The organism is Lysinibacillus sp. FSL M8-0216, assembly GCF_038595555.1.
GTDB lineage: Bacteria > Bacillota > Bacilli > Bacillales_A > Planococcaceae > Lysinibacillus > Lysinibacillus fusiformis.
This window is the reverse complement of the sequence record NZ_CP152007.1, coordinates 3,685,130-3,704,507: the sequence shown is the minus strand read 5'-3', so window position 1 is coordinate 3,704,507 and position 19,378 is coordinate 3,685,130. Positions and strand designations below refer to the sequence as shown.

15 protein-coding genes and 1 other annotated feature are annotated in these 19,378 nt (G+C 39.5%); of the genes, 8 read left to right on the top strand and 7 right to left on the bottom strand.

Annotated features, from left to right (window positions below):
• The first annotated feature begins 7 nt into the window (after window positions 1–7).
• Window positions 8–1,093, top strand: a complete 1,086-nt coding sequence (locus MKX57_RS18300) for a bifunctional 3-deoxy-7-phosphoheptulonate synthase/chorismate mutase (RefSeq protein ID WP_025116991.1) — start codon at window positions 8–10, stop codon at window positions 1,091–1,093.
• 174 nt (window positions 1,094–1,267) lie between these two features.
• The gene (gene ccpA / locus MKX57_RS18295) at window positions 1,268–2,272 is read left to right on the top strand and encodes a catabolite control protein A (RefSeq protein WP_342550515.1); all 1,005 of its coding nucleotides are present in this window, start codon (window positions 1,268–1,270) and stop codon (window positions 2,270–2,272) included.
• Window positions 2,273–2,390: 118 nt separating this feature from the next.
• Here the strand turns inward: ccpA and MKX57_RS18290 are convergent, their stop codons facing one another.
• From MKX57_RS18290 to MKX57_RS18280, 3 genes are read right to left on the bottom strand one after another with little or no spacing between them, the layout of a single operon-like run.
• A complete protein-coding gene (locus MKX57_RS18290) occupies window positions 2,391–3,551 on the bottom strand; it encodes an acetoin utilization protein AcuC (RefSeq protein WP_008176750.1) in 1,161 nt (386 codons plus the stop codon).
• Window positions 3,551–4,198, bottom strand: a complete 648-nt coding sequence (locus tag MKX57_RS18285) for an acetoin utilization AcuB family protein (RefSeq protein ID WP_043990206.1) — start codon at window positions 4,196–4,198, stop codon at window positions 3,551–3,553. The genes MKX57_RS18290 and MKX57_RS18285 overlap by 1 nt, the downstream gene beginning before the upstream one ends.
• A gap of 24 nt (window positions 4,199–4,222) precedes the next feature.
• Complete coding sequence (locus MKX57_RS18280) at window positions 4,223–4,855, bottom strand: GNAT family N-acetyltransferase (protein ID WP_008176754.1); 633 nt, start codon at window positions 4,853–4,855, stop codon at window positions 4,223–4,225.
• Between the two features lie 335 nt (window positions 4,856–5,190).
• On the opposite strand from MKX57_RS18280, the gene acsA reads away from it, so the two are divergent.
• The 5 genes from acsA (at window position 5,191) to MKX57_RS18255 (ending at window position 11,404) form a co-directional block, all read left to right on the top strand.
• Window positions 5,191–6,912 carry an acetate--CoA ligase gene (acsA, locus tag MKX57_RS18275; RefSeq protein WP_089985765.1) on the top strand — a complete coding sequence of 574 codons (1,722 nt, stop codon included), beginning with the start codon at window positions 5,191–5,193 and terminating at the stop codon, window positions 6,910–6,912.
• A gap of 234 nt (window positions 6,913–7,146) precedes the next feature.
• On the top strand, window positions 7,147–8,181 hold the full coding sequence (gene argC, locus MKX57_RS18270; RefSeq protein WP_043990207.1) for an N-acetyl-gamma-glutamyl-phosphate reductase: 1,035 nt from the start codon (window positions 7,147–7,149) through the stop codon (window positions 8,179–8,181).
• Window positions 8,182–8,219: 38 nt separating this feature from the next.
• A complete protein-coding gene (gene argJ, locus MKX57_RS18265) occupies window positions 8,220–9,452 on the top strand; it encodes a bifunctional glutamate N-acetyltransferase/amino-acid acetyltransferase ArgJ (RefSeq protein WP_089985656.1) in 1,233 nt (410 codons plus the stop codon).
• Entirely contained in the window at window positions 9,415–10,200 is a 786-nt protein-coding gene (gene argB, locus MKX57_RS18260; RefSeq protein ID WP_089985659.1) for an acetylglutamate kinase, read from the top strand. The genes argJ and argB overlap by 38 nt, the downstream gene beginning before the upstream one ends.
• Before the next feature lie 73 nt (window positions 10,201–10,273).
• Window positions 10,274–11,404, top strand: a complete 1,131-nt coding sequence (locus MKX57_RS18255) for an acetylornithine transaminase (RefSeq protein WP_089985661.1) — start codon at window positions 10,274–10,276, stop codon at window positions 11,402–11,404.
• 53 nt (window positions 11,405–11,457) lie between these two features.
• Here MKX57_RS18255 and MKX57_RS18250 read toward each other — a convergent pair whose 3' ends face one another.
• Both MKX57_RS18250 and MKX57_RS18245 read right to left on the bottom strand, forming a co-directional pair.
• Window positions 11,458–12,339: an NAD-dependent epimerase/dehydratase family protein gene (locus MKX57_RS18250; protein WP_089985663.1), complete on the bottom strand. Its 882-nt coding sequence runs from the start codon at window positions 12,337–12,339 to the stop codon at window positions 11,458–11,460.
• Between the two features lie 111 nt (window positions 12,340–12,450).
• Window positions 12,451–15,507 carry a transglycosylase domain-containing protein gene (locus MKX57_RS18245; RefSeq protein ID WP_008176767.1) on the bottom strand — a complete coding sequence of 1,019 codons (3,057 nt, stop codon included), beginning with the start codon at window positions 15,505–15,507 and terminating at the stop codon, window positions 12,451–12,453.
• Between the two features lie 102 nt (window positions 15,508–15,609).
• Window positions 15,610–15,818, top strand: a binding site (T-box leader).
• An 87-nt stretch (window positions 15,819–15,905) separates the two neighbouring features.
• On the opposite strand from MKX57_RS18245, the gene tyrS reads away from it, so the two are divergent.
• The gene (gene tyrS, locus MKX57_RS18240) at window positions 15,906–17,174 is read left to right on the top strand and encodes a tyrosine--tRNA ligase (protein ID WP_089985665.1); all 1,269 of its coding nucleotides are present in this window, start codon (window positions 15,906–15,908) and stop codon (window positions 17,172–17,174) included.
• 43 nt (window positions 17,175–17,217) lie between these two features.
• Here tyrS and MKX57_RS18235 read toward each other — a convergent pair whose 3' ends face one another.
• Entirely contained in the window at window positions 17,218–18,024 is an 807-nt protein-coding gene (locus MKX57_RS18235) for a cobalamin-binding protein (protein WP_342530437.1), read from the bottom strand.
• A gap of 144 nt (window positions 18,025–18,168) precedes the next feature.
• Window positions 18,169–19,374 carry an iron-containing alcohol dehydrogenase gene (locus MKX57_RS18230; RefSeq protein WP_008176772.1) on the bottom strand — a complete coding sequence of 402 codons (1,206 nt, stop codon included), beginning with the start codon at window positions 19,372–19,374 and terminating at the stop codon, window positions 18,169–18,171.
• Between the last annotated feature and the right edge of the window lie 4 nt (window positions 19,375–19,378).

Below are 19,378 nucleotides of genomic sequence, written 5' to 3'. Positions count from 1 at the left end.
AGAAAGCATGAGCCAAAAAGATTTAGAAAGCTTACGTAGTCAAATCGACGGATTAAACTTAGAAATTCTTCGTCTTATTAACGAACGTGCAGCTGTAGTTGATGAAATCGGTAAAATTAAAGAAAAACAAGGTGTAAATCGCTATGACCCACTGCGTGAAAGACACATGCTTGATCTTATTAAAGAAAACAACCAAGGTCCATTAAACCAAATGACGGTAGATTATATATTTAAACAAATCTTTAAAACAGCTTTAAAACAACTTGAAGCTGATAAGAAGAAAGAATTACTTGTATCTCGTAAGAAAAAATCCGAAGATACAGTCATTAATATTAATGGTGAATTAATTGGACAAGGGAAGCCATCTTTCGTATTTGGTCCTTGTGCCGTTGAATCTTATGAGCAAGTAGCTGCAGTAGCTGCTTCTATTAAGGCAAAAGGTGAAAAGCTAATCCGTGGTGGTGCTTATAAGCCACGTACTTCTCCATACGACTTCCAAGGTCTTGGATTAGAAGGTTTAAAAATCTTAAAACGTGTGTCTGAGGAATATGGTTTAGGTGTTATTACTGAAATTGTGACGCCAGGTCATTTAGAGGAAGCATTAGATTATATTGATGTGATTCAAATCGGTGCACGAAATATGCAAAACTTTGAATTATTAAAAGCAGCAGGTGCAACTAATAAACCTGTCCTACTAAAACGAGGCTTAGCTGCAACGATTGATGAGTTCATCCATGCAGCGGAATACATTATGTCTAAAGGAAATGAAAATATTATCCTTTGTGAGCGTGGTATTCGTACTTATGAAAAAGCAACTCGTAATACATTAGATATTTCTGCCGTACCAGTGTTAAAACAAGAAACGCATTTACCAGTATTTGTAGATGTTACACACTCAACAGGACGTCGTGACTTATTGTTACCATGTGCCAAAGCAGCCATTGCAATCGGTGCTGATGGTGTTATGGCAGAAGTGCATCCAGATCCATCTGTAGCACTTTCTGATTCACAACAACAAATGGACATCCCAACATTCGACGCATTCTATGAAACACTACAAAAATTCATGAAAAATCATGAAATCCATGCTTAATTGTTAACAGCTAACACCGCTTGCTTACTTTGGCAGGCGGTGTTTGTTATATCGTGACAAAATAATGTCTAGAATAGGACTATTAGTACTTGGTTTTTACGTAGTTCTTCTTGAAAATAATATGAAAATTATCGTATGATAAGGCTATAATAGGAAAAAAGGGAGGCACGTACGATGACTGTTACAATTTATGATGTTGCAAGAGAAGCAAATGTTTCTATGGCAACGGTCTCTCGTGTAGTCAATGGTAATCAAAACGTAAAACCAGCAACACGAAAAAAAGTACTAGAAGTAATTGAACGATTAGAATACCGTCCAAACGCAGTAGCGCGTGGATTAGCAAGTAAGAAAACAACAACAGTTGGCGTGATTATCCCAGATATTGCAAACAATGTTTATGCAGAGCTGGCTCGTGGTGTAGAGGATATAGCCACAATGTACCGTTATAATATTATTTTAGCCAACTCAGATCAACATGAAGATAAAGAGTTACAGTTACTTGATACTATGCTTGGCAAACAAGTAGATGGTATTGTGATGATGAGTGATGAAGTAACAGAAAAGATGCAACAAACAATGGATCATTCACCGGTCCCAATTGTATTAGCAGGCTCTGTAGATGAATCGCAAACAATAGCTACTGTCAATATTGACTATTTCCAAGCGGCTTATGAAGCGATATCTTTACTGATTCAAAATGGACATACACGCATTGGTTTCGTAACGGGCCCACTTTCGTATACAATTAACGGAAAATTCAAGCTAGCAGCCTATAAGAAAGCATTACAGGATGCTGGCTTGCCAATAGATGAAGCATTAATTGCTGCTGAGGAATCTAGCTATGACATGGGCTTAGAAGCTTGGGAGATTTTATCAGCGCTTGAACAGCCACCTACAGCCTATTTTGCGGGCAGTGATGAATTGGCAATTGGTTTAATTCATGGTGCACAAGACGCCGGTAAAAATGTTCCACAGGATATCGAAGTGATTAGCTTTGAGAACTCTAAGCTAGCACGAATGGTTCGTCCGCAACTAACAAGTGTTGCATTACCGCTGTACGACATTGGTGCTGTTGCTATGCGCTTACTTACTAAATTGATGAGTAAGGAGCCAGTCGAGGATGAGGCGGTAATTTTACCCCATCGTATTGAACATCGACAATCAGTCAAAAGTAAATAATATTCAGGAACACGTAAATCTTATCGAGGATTTGCGTGTTTTTTATTTAAAATGGAGTGCAGGGAATGTGGCTTTAAACCAATGAAAAAAACCCCACGAAAAATCGTGAGGAAAGGTGTTAATCTCGTTTTTCATTGCGAATAAGGTGTAGTGCTTTTGCTAACATTTGAGCATTTTTTTCTTCTATTTCTGTCTTACGTGGAATGGGTTCATATAAAGGATTTGGGTCCTCCCAAGTTGGAATAAAAGGAACGGGAGCTTCAGGTTGCCAGCGGTCAAGCCATGCCTGTGGAAGAGGTCCCGTTGGTAACGCTTGATCAGTCATTTCTAACCAGAGCATGGACCAAGCACGTGGAACAACTCGCCATATATCATAGCCACCTCCACCCACCGCAATCCACTTACCATCGCAATATTCATGGGCTAATTGGTGTGCGAGCTTTGGAATTTCCCGATATATATTCATAGTGCCATGAAGATGTGTCAAAGGATCAAAATAATGGGCATCTGCTCCATTTTGTGTGAGCACAACATCTGGCTTGAAATATTCGAAAACCTCTCTCATAGATCGTTCATAGATTTCTAGGAAACTTTCATCCTCTGTAAAAGCATCCATAGGGAAATTAAAGGAGGTACCATACCCTTGTCCGTTGCCTCGCTCAGTAATATTGCCTGTTCCAGGAAATAGGTAGCGCCCTGTTTCGTGAATAGACAATGTACAAACATTCGGGTCCTCATAAAAGCTCCATTGTACACCGTCTCCATGATGTGCGTCTGTATCGACATATAGTACACGGGCGTTATATTTTTCCTGTAAGTACCGAATGGCAACCGTACTATCATTGTAAATACAAAATCCTGATGCGCGACCACGAAAACCGTGGTGTAGCCCTCCTCCAAGATTGAGGGCATGCTCAGCCTTACCTTCCATTACATAATCAACGGCCGTTAATGTTCCGCCGACTAATTGGGCACTTGCTTCATGCATATTTTCAAAAATCGGTGTGTCTTCTGTGCCGATACCATAGCTTTCACATTGGGCTACCGATAATTCACCATGTCCTGCCCTCTTCACGATATCAATATACTTAGGGTCATGGGCAAGCAGTAGCTCCTCTTCTGTTGCAACACGTGCTGGAATAATATCTACATCATTGAGAGCATCTATATTTTTTAGTAAATCCATCGTTAGCGTCAAGCGTTTATGATTAAATGGATGTGTATCTGAAAATTTATATCCGAGTTGTTCTGGCGAGTAAACGAATACTGCCTTTTTCATTATAATGAAACACCTGGTAAATTGGGCCATAGTACATCAAAGCCTTCTTTGCGAAGGTCTTTAATCATAGCTAAAGGATTCAGTGTTTTTACTCGGACACTTAAAATTTTATTTTGCGTATTTTCAGAATCAGGATACACTAAGACGCTTTGAACATTGGCATGATGATGATGAAATATCTTTGTTATTTCAAATAAAACACCTGGCGTGTCAGCTACTCGAATTTCAATTTTTGAGCCAGGTTCCGTAGCACCGGTTAGCTCTATATATGTATAGAGTAAATCCGTTGTAGTAACTATTCCTACTAATTTTTCTCCAGAGACTATAGGTAAACAACCTACTTTAGATTCATAGAAGGTAAGAGCGACCTCTTCAACAAAATCAAGTGGATGACCAACAAGCGGATCCTTAACCATTATTTCTTCTACTTTTGCTTGAAAAACAGGAGAATTGGGTTCATCTTGTAAAGATGATGGCAAAACTTCTTTAATGTCCCGTTCTGTTATCACTCCTAGAACGTGACGTTCCTCATCTATAACTGGTAAATGGCGAACTTTTTTGTCACGCATTAGCTTTAGTGCTTCCAACACGGTATTGGTAGGAGCTAATGTGTAAGGTTCCTCATTCATAATTTCTTCTACGATCATATACATATCCCCTTTGTATTGGTTTTAATACATGAAACGATTTCTAAAACGAAGCCTATCGAATCTTTCAATTGTTTCAGGAGGCACGCGTTTACCTTCACGCGCCATTAAACAATTTGCTGGGTGTGATGTAATTTCTGGATCATCCGTAGCAAAATATTCGAATCCGACAGAGCTCATCATCTTCTCCATCATTTTACGATAGTCCCAAACATTTAAGCCAGTCCCCTTTAAATCCCAATGCCAATAATATTCGGTAGTTATCACCAGATAATCCTCCATTTCATCACCCATAAATGAAACGGCTAGTAATGCCTTTCCTGAACCGGTTCCCCGATAGTCGGGAATCACTTCAATGGCACCTAATTCAATCATGTCATCAATTCGGTCCTCTGCCCACCGTTCAAGTGGATCAGGATAAAGATAGGTCACATAGCCTACAACGATATCTTCGTTTCGAATAATAACAATACGCCCTTCAGGAAGCCCCGCAATTTCAATAATAGCTTGTTGTTGCTGTTTTGGAGGTCTAAAGGCAACCAAGCCCTCATGGAAAGAATATGTAGCTAATTTTTCTGGAGGAACAGGTCCTTCCACATACACAGTACCATGCTTAGTTTCCCTTTTGACAGAAAAAAAAGTTTTTTTATGTTCCATAATGCCACCACCTGAGTTTAATAATTCCATTATAGCTGATTTCATGCGTAAAAACGCTTATTTTTGCAAAATATACCTGTATTTTTGGAAAAGTGAAAATATTAAGACAATCTCTTTAAATTCGTGTAAAATATAATATATTGCTTCTGTTATTTAACAGATAAAAGTAGTGTAATTAAGAATTCTATCATTTGTAATGTAATAAACTGTTATATAACAAAAGCTCATCTATATTTTACTTAGAACGTAAATTTATTATTTCAGCAGAGGGGATTGTTGAAAATAGCAAATGAACAGTTTCAAGTGAAAGCAAAGAAAGGGGTAGTTTCATGGGGATGAAAATGAAGGAGAAGTTAACGGCTTTTGCTGGTCAGCACCATTTAATGAATTATGAAGAAGTGGCAAAGTCTCATAATTGGGCTGATACGGAAAAAGCATTTAGCTGGTACGAAACAGGTTTAGTGAATATGGCGTATGAGGCAATTGATCGCCATACAGATACACATCGTAAAAATAAAGTTGCCCTTTATTTTAATGATGGAAAACGTAAAGAGGCGTATTCATTTAATGAAATGAAAAGGTTAACGAACAAGGCTGCCAACGTTCTTAAAACAGCTACTAGTCTACAAAAAGGTGATCGTTTATTTATTTTTATGCCACGATCTCCTGAGCTTTATTTTTCATTATTAGGTGCGTTGAAAATGGGGGTTATTGTTGGACCATTATTTGAAGCATTTATGGAAGCCGCTGTGTATGATCGGTTAGCAGATAGTGAGGCGAAAGTATTAGTTACTACACCGGCATTACTTGAACGTGTACCTATCGCTAAATTACCGCATCTCGAGCATATCTTTTTAATAGGGGAAAATATTGAAGAAACATCCCAAATTCTAGACTTTAATCAACGATTGAAAGAAGCTTCAGCTCAGTTTGATATGGAATGGGTAGATCGAGAAGATGGGATGATTCTTCACTATACCTCTGGATCAACTGGTGCTCCAAAAGGAGTGCTACATGTTCATAATGCAATGCTTCAACAATACCAATCTACGCAATGGGTTCTTGATTTACGTGAGGATGATATTTATTGGTGTACTGCTGATCCAGGATGGGTGACAGGAACAGCCTATGGTATTTTTGGTCCTTGGCTAAATGGGGTGACAATGGTGATTGTTGGAGGAAGATTCTCACCGCAAGCATGGTATCAAGCCATTGAAGATTATGGTGTTACGGTATGGTATAGTGCACCAACTGCATTCAGGATGCTGATGGGGGCAGGGAGCGGCTTGCTTGAAAGCTATGACCTATCATCTTTACGTCATGTGCTATCTGTCGGTGAACCATTGAACCCGGAAGTGATTCGTTGGGGAGTAGAAGAATTAGGTCATCGAATCCATGATACATGGTGGATGACAGAAACAGGAGCACATATGATTTGTAATTACCCTTCGATGGATATTAAGCCAGGATCAATGGGAAAACCACTTCCAGGTATTCATGCGACGATTGTAGATGATGCTGGTAACGAAGTACCGCCGTTTACAATGGGGAATTTAGCTATTCAACGGGGTTGGCCAGCTATGATGCGTCAAATTTGGGGCAATCCAGAGCGCTATGAATCTTATTTCTTAAAAGGGCAATGGTATGTATCTGGAGATTCTGCCTATATGGATGATGACGGATACTTCTGGTTCCAAGGTCGAGTGGATGATGTCATTATGACGGCCGGAGAGCGTGTGGGACCATTCGAAGTGGAAAGCAAGCTATTGGAGCATCCAGATATTGTTGAAGCAGGAGTCATTGGAAAACCAGATCCAGTACGAGGGGAAATCATAAAAGCCTTTGTATCCATACGAGAGGGTGTTGAACCTTCAGATCAATTAATTGAGGATATAAAAGATTTTGTTAAAAAAGGCTTATCGGCTCATGCTGCACCACGTGAAATTGAATTTAAGGAAAAACTACCAAAAACACGCAGTGGTAAGATTATGCGTCGTGTGCTGAAGGCGTGGGAGTTAAATTTACCTACGGGTGACTTATCGACGATGGAAGATTGATAAAGTAAAAGACATCAATTGATATTTATACATTATATGCATAAAAAGAAGGCAAGGGTTCATTCAATCGTTGAAAGGATTCTTGCCTTCTTTTTTCTGCATTTACAATACTGAAGACGTGTTTTAAAGAGACGTCATGTTGTACGAAAAAAATATAGAAATAAATAAAAATTCAGTTGACTTAATATTTATGCAGACGTATACTATTTTTAACTTATTTTAGAGGTGAGTGCATTGAACGTAGGAATTGTTGGAGCAACAGGTTATGGTGGGCTAGAGCTTATTCGGTTTTTACATAATCATCCGGCTGTAGAGCAGCTAGCATTATTTACTTCTTCCGAGGAGGGAGTTCTTTTTTCTTCAAAATTTGGTCATCTTATGACGATTGTTGATAGGCCTTTACAAAAAATAGAGGAAGATACTTTAGCGGAATTTGATGTAGTTTTTACAAGTACACCATCTGGCGTAACAAGTAAGTTATTACCATCATTGGTGAACACAGGTCCGAAATTAATAGATTTATCTGGTGATTTCCGGTTGAAAAACCTTGCAAGCTATGAAGCATGGTATGGCAAAAAAGCAGCGCCATTTAATGCGGTGCAGCAAAGTGTTTATGGTTTAACGGAATGGAATTCAGAGCATATACGGCAAGCTACTCTTATTGCTAACCCTGGTTGTTACCCAACAGCGGTGTTGTTACCATTACTACCACTAGTGAAAGAACGCTTAATTGATCCGAGCTTTTTAGTGATTGATGCGAAAAGTGGCATCTCAGGAGCTGGCAATAAGCCGTCACAAACAACTCATTTTAGCGAGACGAATGAGAACTTCTCTATCTATAAAGTAAATACACATCAACATATACCAGAAATAGAACAAGCCTTATCTATGTTTGCTCATGTAGAAACAAGTATTACTTTCAATACTCACTTAGTACCTATGACACGAGGGATTTTAGCAACATCCTATGCGCCTGTAACGGCAGGCGTTACAGAGGCTCAGTTGGTTGCTTGCCTGCAGGAGACTTATGATAAGCATCCTTTTGTTCGAATTGTTACAGGTGCAACTAGCTTAGGGACTAATCGTGTTAAGGGATCCAATTATTGCGATATTTTGGTGAAAGTAGATGCTCGTACAAACCGTGCCACGATAGTTAGTGTGATTGACAATCTAGTCAAAGGGGCTGCAGGGCAAGCGATTCAAAATATGAATGTACAATTTGACTTACCCCAAACGACTGGTCTGGATGTCGTACCGTTCTTTATTTAACACATCCAATTTGATGAAAAAATAAGGAGGAATTATGGATGACAGTTACTACTTCAATAAATGTAATGAAAAAGTTATCAAGTAAAAATATCGTTTCACCAAAAGGGTTTAAGGCAGCTGGGTTACATTGTGGTTTAAAACATAAGAAGAAAGATTTAGCGATTTTAGTAAGCGAGGTACCAGCTAGTGTTGCTGGTGTTTTTACAACAAATGCTGTGCAGGCAGCCCCATTAAAAGTAACAAAGGAAGTTGTTTACACAACAAAAAAAATGCAGGCGATAATCGTGAATTCGGGTAATGCGAATGCTTGTACAGGGAAGCAGGGCGTGAAGGATGCCCAAACCATGCAGGCGCAAGCGGCTGAAAAACTAGGAATTGCTCCTGAATTAGTGGGAGTTTGTTCAACGGGTGTCATTGGCGAAATGATGAAGTTGGAGCCAGTAATAAACGGTCTTCAACAGCTAGAACCGAAGGACAATTTAGAAAGTGCCATTGACTTTGCACAGGCGATTTTAACGACAGATACAGTTATGAAAAACACAAGCTATAGTACAACGGTAGATGGCAAGGAAGTCATTATCGCTGGTGTTGCGAAGGGTTCAGGCATGATTGAACCAAATATGGCAACAATGTTGGGCTTTATTACGACAGATGCCCAAATAGAATCTGATGTACTACAAAGTGCATTATCCGATATTACCAACCTCACGTTTAATGCCATTACAGTCGATGGGGATACATCTACAAACGACACTGTTGTTGTATTGGCGAACGGTTTCGCTGGAAATCAGACGTTAACACCTGAGCATCCAGATTGGTTAAATTTCTATTACACATTGAAAACAGTAGCAGAAGATTTAGCAAAAATGATTGCTAAGGATGGGGAAGGGGCAACCAAGCTTATTGAAGTGGAAGTTGTTGGCGCAATTTCAGATGAAGAGGCACGAAAGATTGCGAAGACCGTCGTAGGTTCACCACTTGTAAAGACTGCTGTTTTTGGCTGTGATGCGAACTGGGGACGAATTATTGCAGCGGTAGGGTATAGTGGTGCCGCTGTAGATCCAGATAAAATTACGATTCAAATTGGTGGCGCTACAATGGTAGAAAACGGCGAACCAATCCCTTTCTCGGAGGATGAATTAATACAAATTTTAAAAATGCATGAAGTGAAAATATATGTGTCCCTTGGTATGGGTGAAGGTAAGGGGCATGCTTGGGGATGTGACTTAACCTATGACTACGTCCAAATCAACGCATCATACCGCTCGTAAACGAATGGTAATCAAGCTCGGAGGTAGTACACTAGAGGGCTTAAATAAAGACTTTTTTATAAATTTTAAAAAGCTTCAAGATAGCGGTGTGGAGCTTATTATTACTCATGGCGGTGGCCCAGCTATTAATCGTGAATTAGCTGCTCGAGGCATAGAATCGCATACATTAAATGGTATACGTGTGACAAATGAGGCAGCTATGAATGTTGTCCAATCAACTTTGATCGGGCAGGTTAACCCTGCTTTAGTTCATGAATTAACAAGTGCTGGCATTGAGGCCATTGGGCTAAACGGTTTTGATGGTCAATTAATGGTGGCGGATTATTTGGATAAAGACGTGTATGGTTTTGTTGGAGCAGTAAAAGCCATTAATACAGCCTTACTTGAAACTTTATTGACAGTGGGAATTATACCCGTTATTGCTTGTGTTGGAGCAAGTGAAGCAGGTCTGGCTTTAAACATTAATGGTGATACAGTCGCAAGTGAAATGGCATTAGCCTTAGGGGCAGATAGCTTATTACTTGTTACAGATGTAAGTGGTATTCGAGTTTACGATGAATATCAAACAATGGCAACGCCCTCTCTCATTCATCAATGGATAGAACAAGGGCATCTTTATGGGGGGATGATTCCAAAAGTACAAGGAGCTATCGATTGTTTATATGCAGGTATACCTTCTGTGCAAATTGTTGGAGAGACATTGATTGGCACTACGATTGTCACTTCCGACAAACTTCATGCTACCTAGTGTTCTAATAAGATCGTATTAAAAGTATAGATGTTGAAAGAAGACCATTTCAAATAATAGCGGAGATGATAATATGAGTGCTTTATTCGGGAACTACGGTAAACGTCGTGCACAAATTGTCAAAGGGCAGGGCACTGTTGTAGAGGATTCTACAGGAAAACAATATTTAGATTTTACTAGTGGCATTGCAGTAGCAAGTCTGGGGCATGCCCATCCTGCCATTGTGCAGGCACTGCAAGAGCAAAGTGAAAAGCTGTGGCATATATCGAATCTTTTTGATATCCCTGGTCAGGAAACGGTGGCTCAAAAATTAATCGCTCATACGCATCTTGCACATGCTTTTTTCTGTAATAGTGGAGCGGAGGCAAATGAAGCAGCCATTAAGTTAGCGCGTAAACATACAGGGAAAAATCATATTATTACTTTCGAAAAATCATTCCATGGTCGCACATTTGGAGCAATGTCTGCAACAGGTCAAGGCAAAATACATAACGGCTTTGGACCACTCGTTGAAAAATTTACGATATTGCCATTCAATGATGCTGCCGCACTAGAAGCTACTATTGATGACTCTGTGGCAGCCATTATGCTGGAGATGATTCAAGGAGAAGGTGGCGTTAATTGTGTATCGTTAGAATTCGCTACCACAATTGCGAAAGCATGTGATGACAAGGGGATATTACTCATTATTGATGAAGTACAAACAGGAATAGGAAGAACAGGAACACGCTATGCCTTTGAGCAAACTGTGTTAAAGCCCCATATTGTGACATTAGCGAAAGGCTTAGGTGGTGGCTTCCCAGTAGGGGCAATGCTAGGAACTGCCGAGCTTTATGCAACCTTTAGTCCAGGTGCACATGGCACTACATTTGGTGGCAACCCTCTTGCGATGAGTGTAGCTCAAGCTGTCTTAAGCCATGTTTTTGAGCCGGCATTTTTACAGCAAGTACAAGATCAGTCAGCGTATATTGTAGCACAGTTAAAAGCGCATTTACCTTCTAACTATACCATTCAGGGTCAAGGCTTAATGCTTGGAATTGGCTGTGGTGAAACAGAAGTAGCGGCTTATATCGCAGCGGCAGAGGAAAAGGGTCTCTTGTTAGTGGGGGCAGGTCCAAATGTTATTCGTTTATTGCCACCATTAACGGTAACGAAGGGAGAGATTGATGAAGCCGTAGCTATTTTAAAGACTATATTATATTAATATAAAGACAAAGAATCTGCTGCGTATTTAGCGGACTCTTTGTCTTTCTTTTTTTATTGAAGTTGTTTTACTAAAGTTTTAACTAAATTTGGCAACCAATCACGAAGCTGACTAAATGTAAATCCTGCTTTCTCTGCTTTCGCATTCGTCATATACCAATCAGCTTGTACACCATATGGTGATTGTGATTCTTCATCGCCACCAACAAGCGAAATTTTTGCGCGCTTTCCACTCTCTTCTTCAATCAATGCAAGAAGTTCTTTCAATGAAATGGCACCAGAAGCAGTAGCATTGTACGGTCCTTCTATAGGAGTAACGCCTACAAAATATAAAAATTCAGCAGCCTCCTCATCTGTAATATAGCTCATCTGTGCATCGATATTTGGTAATGAGATTGGCTGATCGTGTAAAATACGTTCAACATGAAAGTGCAAGCGACGTGTGTAATCATGTTCGCCCATAACAATGGGGAAACGTACGGCAACAACTGGGAATGAAGCTTCTTTAAACAACACAGCCTCAGCCTGTCGTTTTCCTTCTCCATAGGAAAATTCTTCTCGATCCCCCATAAGAATTTGATAATGGTAAGGATCGAAATCTTCTTCCTTTTTCATCTTTCCATCTACCTCATAGGTTGAAAGAGTAGACGTAAAGACAAGTTTTTTCGTTTTCCCTTTTAAAAGCTCACAAATGGTATGTGCCTCGTTAGGAGAGTAGCAAATATTATCATAAACAATATCCCACGTTGTATGGGCGAGAGCATTTTCTAATGCGTCATGGTCATCCCGATCAACTATTAATTGTTTAACAGCTGTCCCAAAAGGATTGCCGCTTTGCCCGCGTGTTAAAATCGTTACATCATGTCCATTCTCAATGCAAAGTTCCACTAATTTTTTTCCAAAAAAACGTGTGCCACCTAAAACTAATATGTTCATATTTTCCCTCTCCTTCAAAATAGTAGTCTTCTTAATAATGACAAAAAAACAGACTTACTACAAATCAAAAGTGAAATGTAGTAAGTCTGTTTGATACTGAAACGAAATTGATTATCGGCTTGACGTTTCTGGGGGAGTTGTATTGCTGTTGTCTCCGCCGTTTGAGCCATCTTCCGGTTGGCCTGATTCGTTACCACCAGATCCGTTGCCATTGTTGGAGCCGTTGCCGTTACCACCGTTACCATTGCCGTTGTTAGAGCCGTTGCCATTGCCACCAGATCCATTGCCGTTGTTAGAGCCGTTGCCATTGCCACCAGATCCATTGCCGTTTCCTGAACCATTGCCATTATTACCAGACCCATTGCCATTTGTAGGCGGTGTTGTCGGTGGAATTGTCTCTTGACCATTATCCTCTGGGTCAGGTTCATCATCATTACCACCAGTAGAGGCTACATTAGAATGTGGTGATGCTAAGCCTGTAATATCTACAGCCACTACAACATAGGCTTGTCCACTAGCAACCGTAATGCTTTGTGTAGATTCAAGAACGGACGTTACTAATGTGTTGCCACCATTTGTAACATTATAAATTCGATAACCAACTACATCGTTTGATGACTCTGTCCAAGATAAAGTTGAGCCATTTACGGATGCCGTTACCGCTGCAGGTGCACTTCCATCTGCAGGGAAATCAACTGCTGAAACAGATGAATTTGATAAAGTTGAATTCTTTGGTAGTAAACTTGCTGGATTACCGCCAAGACGGCCTAACATGCGTTTAATGAACGCTTGATTAATACCTGCGCCACCTGATTTAACAAATTCAGCTGGTGTACTTGGTAATGCGTTATAAGTTTTTCCTTTAATCGTTACAACACTTGAAGCAGCTAAACTATCATCTGGTTGTGTAGGTAAAAATACTTTCGCATTAAATAAGTCTGAACGGACTAAACCTGCGTTTGCACAGGCTGCAGAAGGTGCCATCCCAGAAATACCACAGAACGAAGCGGTCACCACATTTTTAGGTGCCTTAAAGCTTGTTGGTGGATCAATAAACTCAGGAGCCACATCGTAAACGGAATTCATTAAAGTACCCCATAGTTTATTGACACGAACGCTTGGCTGTTGGTACGTATTATTAAATGCGTACAATGTACGAGGTTGGTCGTAACCCATCCAAACACCTAGAGATACATTTGGATTATAACCAACTAACCAAACATCTTTATACTCTTGAGAAGTCCCTGTTTTTGCAGCAAAATCTGAAGAGAATTTTAATGTATTACGTGCAAGAGTTCCTGTTCCTTTTGTTAATACGTCACGTAGCATATCCGTCACAATATAGGACGTTTCTGGACTGAATACTTGGACGGGTTCTACTTCGTGTTTGTAAATAATATTTCCTTCTTGATCTTCAATTCGATCAATCATATAAGCATCAACGAATTGACCACCATTTGCAAAAGTAGCAAAGGCATTCGTATTCTCTTCTACAGTAGTCCCCTCACTTAAAGCACCGATACCAGTTGCTAGGTTAGTGAAATCATCGGGGTGTAATTTTGTGAATCCCATTTTTACTAATAGATCAGCAGGACGTTTGTTAATAATATCATTGTATAAACGTAACGCTGATATGTTTTGAGAATCTGCTAAAGCCTCACGTGCGGGAATAAGTCCTCGTTCATCACTAGTAATATAGTTACTTGGGCTCCATGAACCGATTGAGAATTTTACGTCAACGAGTGGGCTACCTGCGCCAATTACGCCGTACTCAATAGCAGGAGCGTAAACAAGTAATGGTTTCATCGTAGAACCATTTGAACGATAAGCTTGTGTTGCGTGGTTAACTTGAGTTGTATTAAAGTCTCGACCACCTACAAAACTTAAAATTCGACCCGTCGTATTTTCCATTAAAATACTACCCACTTGTACGGGCATTTCGATATCAATTTCCTCACCAGTTACAGGGTCTTTCCCTTTACCAGTATACGTATGGCCATAATATTGGAAGTCCTTAGCAGCTTTTTGCATGGCATCATACATATCTTTGTTAATGGTTGAATAAATACGATAACCTTTTGAGCGAACATCACGATCAGCTAAGATTTTATATTTATCTTTTAATTTCTTTTCTGTTTTTAATCGCTCTGGGTCAATACCGTCATCTTCTGCGAGTTTTTCTGCAATAATATCTTTTGCACGACTCTCAAGCTCATATGTAAGCCATGGATAACGATCCTCCGCTCGCATTTCTGGACCACGGAAGTCAGCAGCAATATCATAATTAAGTGTTTCTTTATATTGCGCATCGTCAATATAACCAGCTTCTTTCATACGATAAAGAACTGTTTTCATACGATCAATACCTGGTTTTAAAGCTTCCTCACTTTTCAGTTCACCCGTATTTGTAAACGGTGTGTAAGCAAATGGCGCCTGAGGAATACCAGCTATGTAAGCTGCTTGCGCTAGTGATAAATCTTTAGCTTTCACACCAAAGATCCCTTCCGCGGCTGTTTCTACACCTGCAATATTGCGCCCTGAAGAGTTACGACCGTATGGAATAATATTTAAATAAGCCTCTAATATTTCTTCCTTTGTCATAAAATGCTCTAAACGCATAGCAAGTAAAATTTCTTTTGCTTTACGTTCATAGGAAACTTCATTGGTTAATACTTGGTTTTTTATAAGTTGTTGCGTAAGGGTAGAGCCACCTGTCTGTGTAGCAGAATTCGTAACATCTTGTAATAAGCCTCGTATAACCGCTTTTGGTACAATTCCGTTATGTTCACGGAAATATTCATCTTCTGTTGCTAGTACAGCATTAAGAACATCTGGTGCAACATTTTTAAGTGAAGTTTCACGGCGATCTAAATCTGTCCGTAATTTTCCGATATAAATATCGTTGGCAAAATAAATCTCACTTGTTTCTTCATAGCTAAAAATTTGATCTCGCAATTCTTCCTTTGAGCGTAAGGGTTCTTCTTTTACAAGAGAAGCGAAATAACCAGCTCCTACTGAACCGACAAATACAGTGCCAACCAATGCAAAAACTAAAAATAGTAAAAATAAGTTCCAGGTAACGCTACCTGAAATACGTAATTTCTTCATCCATTTTTGTTCAATTAATGTATCGATCTTTGCATTGATTTTTTCAATCCAATCTTTCAATGTATCGACCTCCTAAAATCTTGTTTATTATAGCACATATTGTTTTAGCTAGAACATAGTTATTGACATTGAAATAGATTCGTATAGAATAATGGTTATAGTTTTCTAGTGATGAAGAGTTTGGAGTAGTTTCTATATTCCCTGTTTAGAGAGCCAGTGGTTGGTGAAAACTGGTCATAATGTAGAGATGAATTACGTGCTTGGAGCTTAGACGTGCGCGCCTGCGATAAAGGCGGTTGAATGAAGTGGAAGGTGGATGACATCTTCAAGCCGGGTGGTACCGCGTTAATTTACAATTTAACGTCCCTGCATGCAATTATTTTGCGTGTAGGGATTTTTTTTATCTCATGAATTTGTCCATGCACGTAGCGAATTTCAATCAATTAGGAGGAATCATCATGACAAACGAATTATTACAAGATTTAGAATGGCGTGGACTGCTATATCAACAAACAGATGCTGATGGTATGGCAAAATTATTAGAAGAACAATCTGTCTCTTTATACTGTGGTGTTGATCCAACAGCAGATTCTATGCATATTGGACATATTGTTCCGCTTTTAACTTTACGTCGCTTCCAAAAAGCGGGACACCGTCCAATTTTACTTGTGGGTGGGGCTACAGGCATGATAGGAGATCCTTCAGGTCGTTCAGAAGAGCGTCAATTACAAACTGTGGAGCAAATCGATAAAAATGTTCAAGGTATCCGCGGTCAACTAGAACGTATTTTTGATTTTGCTGAAGCTGGTAATGGCGCTCAGCTTGTGAACAATCGTGACTGGATCGGCAATATAAATACGATTGAATTTTTACGTGATTATGGGAAATTAATTAATGTTAACTACATGTTGGCAAAAGATACAATTGCTTCTCGACTTGATACGGGGATATCTTTCACAGAGTTTGCTTATACATTAATTCAAGGGATTGATTACAATCATCTATACAACCACTACAATTGTCGTATTCAAGTAGGCGGTTCTGACCAATGGGGTAATATTACAACAGGTTTAGAGGTTATTCGTAAAACTCATGAAGAAGAAACTAAAGCCTTTGGGATTACGATTCCATTAGTGACGAAAGCTGATGGTACGAAATTTGGTAAAACAGCTGGTGGTGCTGTTTGGTTAGATGGGAAGAAAACATCTCCATATGAGTTTTACCAATTCTGGATCAATGCTGCGGATGCAGATGTGATCAAATACTTAAAAATATTCACATTCCTTACTCGTGAAGAGATTGAAGCATTAGCTATTTCTGTAGAGGAAGAGCCACATTTACGTAAGGCTCAAAAAGCACTTGCTGAGGAAATGACACGATTAATTCATGGTCAAGAGGCATTAGAGCAAGCTATCCGTATTACAGCAGCATTATTTTCAGGCGATTTAAAAGCACTTTCTGCTGAAGAAATGAAGGATGCCTTTAAAGACGTTCCTTCTATTGAAATGGCTAAGGAAGATAAAAATATTGTAGACCTTCTAGTGGAAGCTGGCATCTCATCATCGAAACGTCAGGCGCGTGAGGACGTTTCAAATGGTGCAATTAGTGTCAATGGAGAAAAAGTGACGGATTTAGAATATGTATTCGGTGCAAAGGATCGTCTAGAGGATGCATTTAGCATTGTTCGTCGCGGTAAGAAAAAATATCATATGGTGAAGTTTGTGTAATGATTGAAACAACATCCCCCGACCCAAAAGGGGATGTTTTTTTTTATGATAAAAAACTTGGCAATTTTATATGTTCATATTGTTGAGGGTGCAATATTTTAGCTAGCTTTATAGCCCCTTCAATAAGGCGGAGAGAAGGGCGACAATAAAGCCATTCCTCCATCACATGGAGCTGTTTCATTTTCACGGCATGTAGCTCACTAGCATGAGGGCGCTTTAATAAGTTGGATGGCTGTATACGCTCAAAAGCTACGCCTACCCAAGCCATCATGATGTAGTCAGGCTTTCGTTTAACAACATCTGCCCAATCTGTTTGAACACTGGCTAGTTCGACATCCTGAAATAAATTGACTCCACCTGCAATAGCACTAATTTCTGTTAGCCAATTTATTTTTCCTGGTGTAAAAATAGGGTTCGGCCACCATTCCCAATAAAGGGTAGGTTTCTTCATGAGGGAGTTTGCAACTGTACGCATTTTGTCAATCGATTGCAAATATTCTTCCGCAATTATTTTAGCACGTTCTTCTACATGACAAGCTCTCCCGAGTGAAAGGAGATCTTGAGCAATTTCCTCTAACGAGTTAGCATTAAAAACAATATGTGGGATATTTCTTCTTTGCAATTCCTCGATGTTTTTCTCCATTCCAGGCACACTTAATGAAGCAAGAACAAGATCGGGCTGTAAATCCTCTAAATCGTCCATATTAATAGATAAATCTGGGCCGAGCTGTGGCAAATCTTTAACGCTGGATGGCCAATCGGAGAAATCATCTACTCCAACAAGCTGGTCTGTCAGTCCTAAATAGGCTACAAGCTCCGTATTGCTAGGGCATATCGAGATTAAACGCATATTGTTATCTCCTATTCTTTTTTAAGAAAAGTATAGCGAGAGTTTGCATTCTAAACAATGTGTGTACGTTTTTTTTATCTTAGTGCATAGGAAAAAGGTGGAGAAAACGCTTTGTTTATCTCCACCTTTTGTTTTTAAAATTAATTATGAAAGAGCAACAGCTTCAAGCGATGCCTCTTTTTTCACGATAGGGCCCATTGCATTTGTAATAATTTGTTTAATATCCTCTAGTGTTGCCTTACGAGGATTTGTCTCAGCACATACATCTAACATCGCATTTTTTGCTAAAATTTCAATATCCTCGTCTTTTGCACCTAGTTCGCGGAAGCCGCTAGGAATATTCAAATCTTTTGATAGCTTTTCAATCGCTGAAATAGCTTTTTCAGCAGCATCTCGTTTACTTAATCCTTCCACATTTTCACCTAATAATTCAGCAATGCGAGCAAAGCGCTCAGTACGTGCTGTTACGTTGTAGCGGCAAACATGTGGCAATAAAATAGCATTACATACGCCATGAGGTAGGTTATAGTAGCCACCTAACTGATGAGCAATTGCATGGACATAGCCAAGTGAAGCATTATTAAAGGCCATACCTGCTAAAAATTGTGCATATACCATTTGTTCACGTGCTTCTAAATCAGCTCCATTTGCATAGGCACGTGGTAGGAATTCAGGAACTAGTTGAAGTACCTTCTCAGCACAAGCATCCGTAATTGGTGTAGCATTTGTCGAAACAAATGATTCAATAGCATGTGTCAATGCATCTACACCAGTAGCTGCTGTTAGAGCAGGAGGTAATCCAATCATCAGTTCTGGATCGTTAATCGAAACTAACGGAGTCACATGTTTGTCAACAATGGCCATCTTCACTTTACGTGCTGTATCTGTAATAATGGTGAAACGAGTCATTTCACTAGCAGTACCAGCCGTTGTGTTAATAGCAATTAATGGCACAAGTGGATTTTGTGATTTATCAACGCCTTCATAATCGTGAATGCGTCCACCATTCGAAGCAATAAGTCCGATACCTTTTGCTGCATCATGAGCGCTCCCTCCTCCAAGAGAAACGATTGAATCACAGCCTTCAGCATGGTAAGCTGCAATGCCATCTTCAATATTTTGATCTGTTGGATTTGGTTCTGCTTTAGGGAAAATTGCTACATCAATTCCAGCAGCTGTAATGATGTTTGCAATTTGTTCAGAGAGACCTAATTTGTGTAAGCCCTCATCTGTTACGATTAATGTCTTTTTCACTTCTAAATCATTTAAGTGTTTACCAACTTCTTGAATTGCTCCAGGTCCAAATAAGTTTGTTTTCGGCATAACAAATTGCTTTAGAACGTCTGACATACTT